Source organism: Falsiroseomonas sp. RANM36 (genome assembly GCF_056682175.1).
In genome coordinates, this window is the sequence record NZ_JBWXTD010000003.1 from 209,523 (window position 1) to 216,965 (window position 7,443).

Sequence of the window (7,443 nt, forward strand, 5' to 3'; positions counted from 1 at the left end):
GCCGGCAAGCGCCGGCGACCGGCCGGTTGCGCCCTTCCCTGCACGGCCCTCGCACCGCCCTCCCCCGGTCCGGCGGGAAGGACGGAGAGCTCGGCCGGAGACGACACGCCGACATGTTCCAACGCCTCGTCCGCGCCATCATCGGGACCACGAACGAACGCGCCCTGAAGCGCTACCAGGCGCGCGTGCCCGCGATCAATGCGCTCGAGCCGCAGATGGCCGCCCTCTCCGACGAGGCGCTGCGCGGCAAGACGGCCGAGTTCCGCGCCCAGCTCGCCGCCGGCCGCACGCTCGACGACATCCTGCCCGAGGCCTTCGCGGTGGTGCGGGAGGCCGGCCGGCGCGTGATGGGCATGCGCCATTTCGACGTGCAGATGATCGGCGGCATGGTGCTGCACGAAGGCAAGATCGCCGAGATGAAGACCGGCGAGGGCAAGACCCTGGTCGCCACGCTGCCGGTCTACCTCAACGCGCTGCCGGCCAAGGGCGTGCATGTCGTCACCGTGAACGACTACCTCGCCCGGCGCGACGCGGAATGGATGGGGCGGCTCTACGGCTTCCTCGGCCTGACCACGGGCGTGATCGTGCACGGCCTGACGGACGAGGAACGCCGCGCGGCCTATGCCTGCGACGTGACGTACGGCACGAACAACGAGTTCGGCTTCGACTACCTGCGCGACAACATGAAGTACCGGCTGGAGGACATGGTCCAGCGCGACTTCGCCTATGCGATCGTGGACGAGGTGGACAGCATCCTGGTGGACGAGGCGCGCACGCCGCTGATCATCTCGGGCCCCACCGACGACACCTCCGAGCTCTACAACCGCGTCAACGCGGTGATGAAGGAGCTGGTGAAGGACAAGTCGCTGTTCGAGAAGGACGAGAAGTTCAAGACCGTCCACCTGGTCGAGTCCGGCACCGAGAAGCTCGAGGAGATGCTGACGGAGGCCGGGCTGCTGACGGAGGGCGGGCTCTACGACATCCACAACGTCTCCCTGGTGCATCACGCGAACCAGTCGCTGCGGGCGCATGCGCTGTTCACGCGCGACGTGGACTACATCGTCAAGAAGGTCACCGAATACGGCCAGACGCAGGACAAGGTGATCATCATCGACGAGTTCACCGGCCGCATGATGGAAGGCCGGCGCTATTCGGACGGCCTGCACCAGGCGCTGGAGGCGAAGGAAGGCGTGCCGGTCCAGCCGGAGAACCAGACGCTCGCCTCCATCACCTTCCAGAACTACTTCCGCCTCTATCCCAAGCTCGCGGGCATGACCGGCACGGCGGCGACGGAAGCCGACGAGTTCATGGAGATCTACAAGCTCGACGTGGTCGAGATACCGACCAACGTGCCCGTCGCGCGCGTGGATTCCGACGACGAGGTCTATCGCTCGGCGCAGGACAAGTACGATGCGGTGATCGCGCTGGTCGAGGAAAGCCGCGCCAAGGGCCAGCCCATCCTCGTCGGCACCACCAGCATCGAGAAGTCCGAGCTGATCGCCGGGCTGCTCAAGAAGAAGAAGATCCCGCACCAGGTGCTGAACGCGCGCCAGCACGAGCAGGAGGCCGGCATCATCGCCCAGGCCGGCCGCCCCGGCGCCGTGACGATCGCCACCAACATGGCCGGCCGCGGCACCGACATCCAGCTCGGCGGCAATGCCGAGATGCTGGCCCGCGTCGAGGCCGGCGTGGGCGAGGGCCCCGAATTCGAGGCCGCGCTGGCGAAGCACAAGGCCGAGGTCGAGGCGGTGCGGCCGAAGGTGAAGGAAGCGGGCGGCCTTCTTGTCATCGGCACCGAGCGGCATGAGAGCCGGCGCATCGACAACCAGCTGCGTGGCCGTTCGGGGCGCCAGGGCGACCCGGGCGCATCGCGCTTCTTCCTGTCGCTCGAAGACGACCTGATGCGCATCTTCGGCAGCGACCGGATGGGGGGAATGCTCGAAAAACTCGGCCTGAAGCCGGGCGAGGCGATCATCCATCCCTGGATCAACAAGGCACTGGAGAAGGCGCAGAAGAAGGTCGAGGCGCGCAACTTCGACACGCGCAAGAACCTGCTGAAATACGACGACGTCATGAACAACCAGCGCAAGGAGGTCTATGCCCAGCGCAAGGCGTTCATGACCTCCGACGACGTCTCGGAGACGGTGCACGAGATGCGCCGCGAGACGATCGGCACCATGGTGGACAAGGCGATCCCCGAGAACGCCTATCCCGAGCAGTGGGACCTCGTCGGGCTGCAGGACAAGGTGGAGCGCATCCTCGGCCTGAACCTTCCCGTGGCGGACTGGGCGCGCGAGGAAGGCATCGACGAGACCGAGGTGCGCGAGCGGTTGGAGAAGGCGGCCGACGAGGCCTATGCCGCGCGCGTCGCCAATATCGGGCCCGAGCTGATGCGCCAGGTGGAGAAGAGCCTGCTGCTGCAGATCTTCGACGCGGTGTGGAAGGAACATCTGCTCGCGCTCGATCACCTGCGCCAGGGCATCGGGCTGCGCGCCTATGGCCAGCGCGATCCGCTGAACGAGTACAAGAGCGAGGCCTTCAACCTGTTCAACGCGATGCTGGTGGACCTGCGGGAGCGGGTGACCAGCGTGCTGATGCGCATCGAGATCCGCACCGACGCCCCGCCGCCGATGCCGGAGCCCGTGCGCGTGATGGACATGCGCCACCCGGCGCCCGAGGGCGGCATGAGCGGCGAACTGGAATACGCCGATGCCGGCGAGGCGCCGGCCTATGGCACGGCGGTGCAGGCGGCGCGCGCGCCGGTGACGGCCGCCGCGGTGGACCCGAACGACCCCACCACCTGGGCCAACACGCCGCGCAACGCGCCCTGCCCCTGTGGCAGTGGGAAGAAATACAAGCACTGCCACGGGCGGGGGTGAGCCTCCCGCCCGCGCGGGCAGCTATCCCAGCGCCTTCTCGCCGCGCACCATCGGCCAGAACTCCTCGGTGGAGTTCACCCGCGGAAACGGCGCGTCCGGCACGGGCACGCCGAGGAATCGGCAGAGCGGCTCCCACCCCTCCGCCACGTCGAACACCAGCAGCCGCTCCGTGGGGATCTCCGCCTTCACCTCCGCGATGCGGCGGCGGTAGGCGGCGAGCGCGCCCTCCTTGTCGGTGATGCGGCCGCCGAAGGTCTGGCGCTCGATCATCTCGACGCCGGCCGCCTCCAGCATGGTCGCCACATGCGGCGGCAGCGGGAAGCTGGCGCGCTCATGCACCAGCTTGCCGATGGTGGCGGAGAAGCTCTTCCACCAGCTCTCCTCCGGCCGCACGGACAGCACGACCTTCGCCTTCGGATAGAAGGCGGCGAGCTCGCGCCAGACATGCGCGCCGGGCCAGTCCACCTGGCTGCGATAGCCGGCGAAGACGTCGTCCCAATCCACAGGCTGCCGCGCGGCGATCTTCACCCAATGCGCCGCCTGGGGCGGGTTGGCGAAGATCTCCTCCATATGGTGGCAGGGGCCGAAGCCCAGGATCTCCAGCGCCCGCTTCAGCGAAGCGGTGCCGGTACGGCCGAAGCCCGGCCCGATGACCTCGAGCGCCATGCGCGCAACCTCCTTCGGATGTCTTGTCGCGCCCGGCAGCTCGCTGGAGGGTATGTTGCGCACCAGCGGCGCCGGGACGCAACGGCGCAACCGCCGAGGAGGGCAGGATGCAGAGGGCCGAGCATTGGAACGCGGCCTATGGGAAAGGCGAGGCGACCCGGTCCTGGTTCCAGGCGGAGCCCGCCACCTCGCTGCGGCTGATCGCGGCGGCCGGCGCCGATCCCGCGGCGCCGCTGCTCGATGCCGGCGGCGGGAGTTCGCGGCTGGTGGATTCGCTGCTCGCGCAAGGCTTTTCCGACCTGACGGTGGCAGATGTCTCGCTGGAGGCGCTTGCGCTGTCCCGCGTGCGGCTCGGCGCAGCCGCGGCGCAGGTGGCCTGGATCGAGGCGGACCTGGCGCGCTGGACGCCGCCGCGCCGCTACGCGCTCTGGCATGACCGCGCCGCCTTCCACTTCCTGACCGGCGAAGCCGAGCAGGATGGCTACATCGCCGCCCTGCGCGCCGGCACGCGTCCGGGTGCGGCCGTGATCATCGCCGGCTTCGCGCCGGAGGGGCCGGAACGCTGCTCCGGCCTTCCCGTGCATCGCTGGACGCCCGCGGACCTCGCCGCGCGCATCGGCGCGCCCTTCGCGCTGGAGCATGCGGAGGAGGAAGACCACCGCACGCCGGGCGGCGCGACGCAGCGCTTCGCCTGGACGGTGCTGCGGCGTGACGCCTGAGCCTCACACCCGCCGCAGCGGCACGCGGGTGGTCAGCCAGGCGGCGCCCGCCACCAGCAGCGCGGCCGTCAGAAACGCGGCGCGGAAGGCGTTCACCATCTCGGCCCGGAACTCCGCGCGCGCCGCCTCGCCCAGCGCGGCCAGCACCTCAGGCCCGCGATTGACCAGCGCGACGAACAGCTCCGCCGCCGCGCCGCCCTGCGACACCAGCGTGCCGAACAGCACCGCCCCCATCAGGGCCGTGCCCGTCGCGGCGCCGAGCGCGCGGGTGAACTGGACGGAGGCCGTGGCCGAGCCCAGTCGCTCCCGCGGGACCGCGAGCTGCACCGTCACCTGCACCATCGGGAAGGACGTGCCGAAGCCGAAGGAAGCGAGGCCGAGCACCGCCGACATGGCCCAGAGCGGCATCGCACCCAGGCCATAGGCCACGCCGAGCAGCAGGACGGCGGAACAGCTCAGCCCGATGCCGGACCAGCGCATGGTCCGCCCGGTGCGCGCGAAGAGCCGCCCGACCAGCATCGCGCCGAAGGCGGCGGTCGCCGCCAGCGGCAGCAGCGCCAGCCCGGCGCCGGAGGGCGACAGCCCGCGCACCGCGACGAAATAGAGCGGCAGGAAGGCGATGGAGCCGACGAAGGCGCCGGCCACCATGGCCGAGAGCAGGTTTGCCCGCCACACCGAAGGCTCGCCCAGCACCGCGAGCGGCAGCAGCGGATCGGGGGCGCGCCGCTCCCACCGCCAAAGCAGGAACAGGGCGCCGCCCGCCAGCGCCGCCAGCAGCGCGGCGACGCCGAGCGCCGCGGCGTCCAGCCGCCGCGCCCGGTCCAGCGCCAGCAGCGCCGGCCCGACGAACAGCGTGAACAGCACCAGCCCCGCCCAGTCGAAGGCGAAGCCGCGCGAGACCCCCGGCTGCGCGTTCCCCAGCCGCCGCACCGCCATCACGGCGGCAAGCAGGGACAGCGGCGGCTGCAGCAGGAAGACGGCGCGCCAGCCGAAGGCCTCGGTCAGCACGCCGCCGGCCAGCGGCCCCAGCGCGCTGGCAAGCGCGAAGACGCTGGCGATGTAGCCCTGGAAGCGTCCCCGCTCGCGCGGCGGCACCACCTCCGCGATCAGCGCCACCGAGAGCGAGATCAGCCCGCCGCCGCCAAAGCCCTGGATCAGCCGGGCCAGCGTCAGCATGGCGAGGCTCGGCGCCACGGCGCAGAGCATCGCGCCCAGGGCATAGACGCCGAGCGCGACCAGCAGCATCCGTCGCCGGCCGAAGGCGTCGCCGAGCCGGCCATAGACCGGCGCCGCGACCGTGGTGGCGACCAGATAGGCCACCACCACCCAGGAGATGCGCTCCACCTCTCCCAACCCGCGCGCGATGGCCGGCAGCGCGGCGGCGACGATGGTCTGGTCCAGCGCCGCGCCGAACATGGCGAGGCCCACGGCCGGGAAGACACGCAGGAACAGCCGCCGCAACTCGGCGGCATCGCTGGGGGCGGGGGCGCTGGGGGGCATGCGGCGGGAAGCCTATCGCGGCGCGGCGCCACGCAGAATGCCGCAAGCCCCGCGTCCCGCGCTCACCAGCCCTTGCGCAGCATCAGCCAGGTGGCGGCGACCAGCGGCACGGTGGCCAGCAGGCCCAGCCCGATCCACCATCGCCCGAGCCGCCAGAACGCGTCCGGGATCGGCCCGCCCTGGGCGAAGCTGCGCGCCATCCGCGCCTGGCGGATCTGGATCGGCACCAGCAGGCCGAGCCAGATCAGGCCGGCGATCGCGAACATCGCCTGCGACCACACCAGCCAGTCGTCGCCGAGCAGGTCGAGCCCGGCGACCCAGGCCGCGCCATAGCCGCCCAGCATCAGCAGCAGGATGCCCCAGAAGGTGAAGAACCAGTCGGTGACCGTCACCAGGCGCTGGCCGAAGGCGATCACCGGCGGATCGCGCGAGGCATCGGCATAGAGCTTCCAGACCGAGGTGACGGTGACGTTGCCGACCAGCAGCACGACGCCCAGCACATGCAGAAGCCGCAGGACGTCGTAGGCCAACGCCTCAAACCACCCCGGCGCGGCCCATCTCCAGGAACTTCTCGCGCCGGCGGGCACGGAGCGTGGCGCCGTCCAGCGCCAGCAGCGGCTCCAGCACGGACCAGATCTTCTCGCCCACCGCACCCATCATCGCCGCCGGGTCGCGATGCGCGCCGCCGAGCGGCTCCGGCACCACCGCGTCCACCAGCGCCAGCTTGCGCAGATCCTCGGCGGTCATGCGCAGCGCCTCGGCCGCGGTCGGCGCCTGGGCGGCGTCGCGCCAGAGGATGGAGGCGCAGCCCTCGGGGCTGATCACGGAATAGACCGCGTGTTCCAGCATCAGCACGCGGTCGGCCGCGGCGAGCGCGATGGCGCCGCCGGAGCCGCCCTCGCCGATGATGGTGGCGACGAAGGGCACCGGTGCCTCGAGCCCCGCCTCGATGGAGCGGGCGATGGCTTCCGCCTGGCCGCGCGCCTCTGCCTCGATGCCCGGGAAAGCGCCGGCCGTGTCCACGAAGGAAAGAATCGGCAGGCCGAAGCGGCCGGCGAGTTCCATGACGCGCCGCGCCTTGCGGTAGCCCTCGGGCCGCGCCATGCCGAAATTGTGCTTCACGCGGCCTTCGGTGTCGCGGCCCTTCTCGGTGCCGAGCACCGCGACCGCGTGGCCGCGGAACCGCCCGAGCCCGGCCAGCACCGCGGCATCGTCGGCGAAGGCGCGGTCGCCGGCCAGCGGCACGAAGCCCTCGATCAGCGCCTGGACGTAATCCATCGCCTTCGGCCGCTCGGGGTGGCGCGCCACCAGCGTCTTCTGCCAGGGCGAAAGCTTGGCGTAGGTCTGGCGCAGCAGCGCCTCGGCCTTGTCGCGAAGCTTGCCGACCTCCTCGGCGACGTCGATGCCGCCCGCGTCGGTGGTCCGGCGCAGCTCCTCGATCTTGCCCTCGAGCTCGGCGATCGGCTTCTCGAATTCCAGGAAGTGGCGCATGGGCGCGCGGTGTTAGCCTGGAACGGGGGGCGGCGGAAGCGTGCGCCGGCCAGTCCCCCTACGCCCCCGGCCGCAGCAGGAAGGCGCGGAGCGCCGGATCGGTCGCGAGGCCCGCCGCGCGCAGGCGCGCGGGGCGCGCCCCCCCCCCCCGCCCCGCGCGCGCGCCCCGCGCGCGCCCCCCCCCCCCC

At 71.5% G+C, this 7,443-nt stretch carries 6 protein-coding genes; 2 read left to right on the forward strand and 4 right to left on the reverse strand.

What is annotated here, in order from left to right:
• The first annotated feature begins 113 nt into the window (after positions 1 to 113).
• The gene (gene secA / locus AC1MIR_RS05820; RefSeq protein ID WP_480027241.1) at positions 114 to 2,879 is read left to right on the forward strand and encodes a preprotein translocase subunit SecA; all 2,766 of its coding nucleotides are present in this window, start codon (positions 114 to 116) and stop codon (positions 2,877 to 2,879) included.
• Positions 2,880 to 2,900: 21 nt separating this feature from the next.
• On the opposite strand, the gene AC1MIR_RS05825 is transcribed toward secA, so the two are convergent.
• Positions 2,901 to 3,545 (reverse strand): sulfotransferase family protein, encoded by a 645-nt coding sequence (locus AC1MIR_RS05825; RefSeq protein WP_480027242.1) that lies wholly within the window; start codon positions 3,543 to 3,545, stop codon positions 2,901 to 2,903.
• Between the two features lie 107 nt (positions 3,546 to 3,652).
• Between AC1MIR_RS05825 and AC1MIR_RS05830 the strand changes: the two genes are divergently transcribed.
• Entirely contained in the window at positions 3,653 to 4,264 is a 612-nt protein-coding gene (locus tag AC1MIR_RS05830) for a class I SAM-dependent methyltransferase (RefSeq protein ID WP_480027243.1), read from the forward strand.
• A 3-nt stretch (positions 4,265 to 4,267) separates the two neighbouring features.
• Here AC1MIR_RS05830 and AC1MIR_RS05835 read toward each other — a convergent pair whose 3' ends face one another.
• The 3 genes from AC1MIR_RS05835 to AC1MIR_RS05845 form a co-directional block, all read right to left on the reverse strand.
• Positions 4,268 to 5,764: an MFS transporter gene (locus AC1MIR_RS05835; protein ID WP_480027244.1), complete on the reverse strand. Its 1,497-nt coding sequence runs from the start codon at positions 5,762 to 5,764 to the stop codon at positions 4,268 to 4,270.
• A gap of 62 nt (positions 5,765 to 5,826) precedes the next feature.
• Positions 5,827 to 6,294, reverse strand: coding sequence for a DUF2269 family protein (locus AC1MIR_RS05840; RefSeq protein ID WP_480027245.1), 468 nt, complete (start codon positions 6,292 to 6,294; stop codon positions 5,827 to 5,829).
• Between the two features lie 4 nt (positions 6,295 to 6,298).
• On the reverse strand, positions 6,299 to 7,255 hold the full coding sequence (locus AC1MIR_RS05845) for an acetyl-CoA carboxylase carboxyltransferase subunit alpha (RefSeq protein ID WP_480027246.1): 957 nt from the start codon (positions 7,253 to 7,255) through the stop codon (positions 6,299 to 6,301).
• Positions 7,256 to 7,443: the final 188 nt, after the last annotated feature.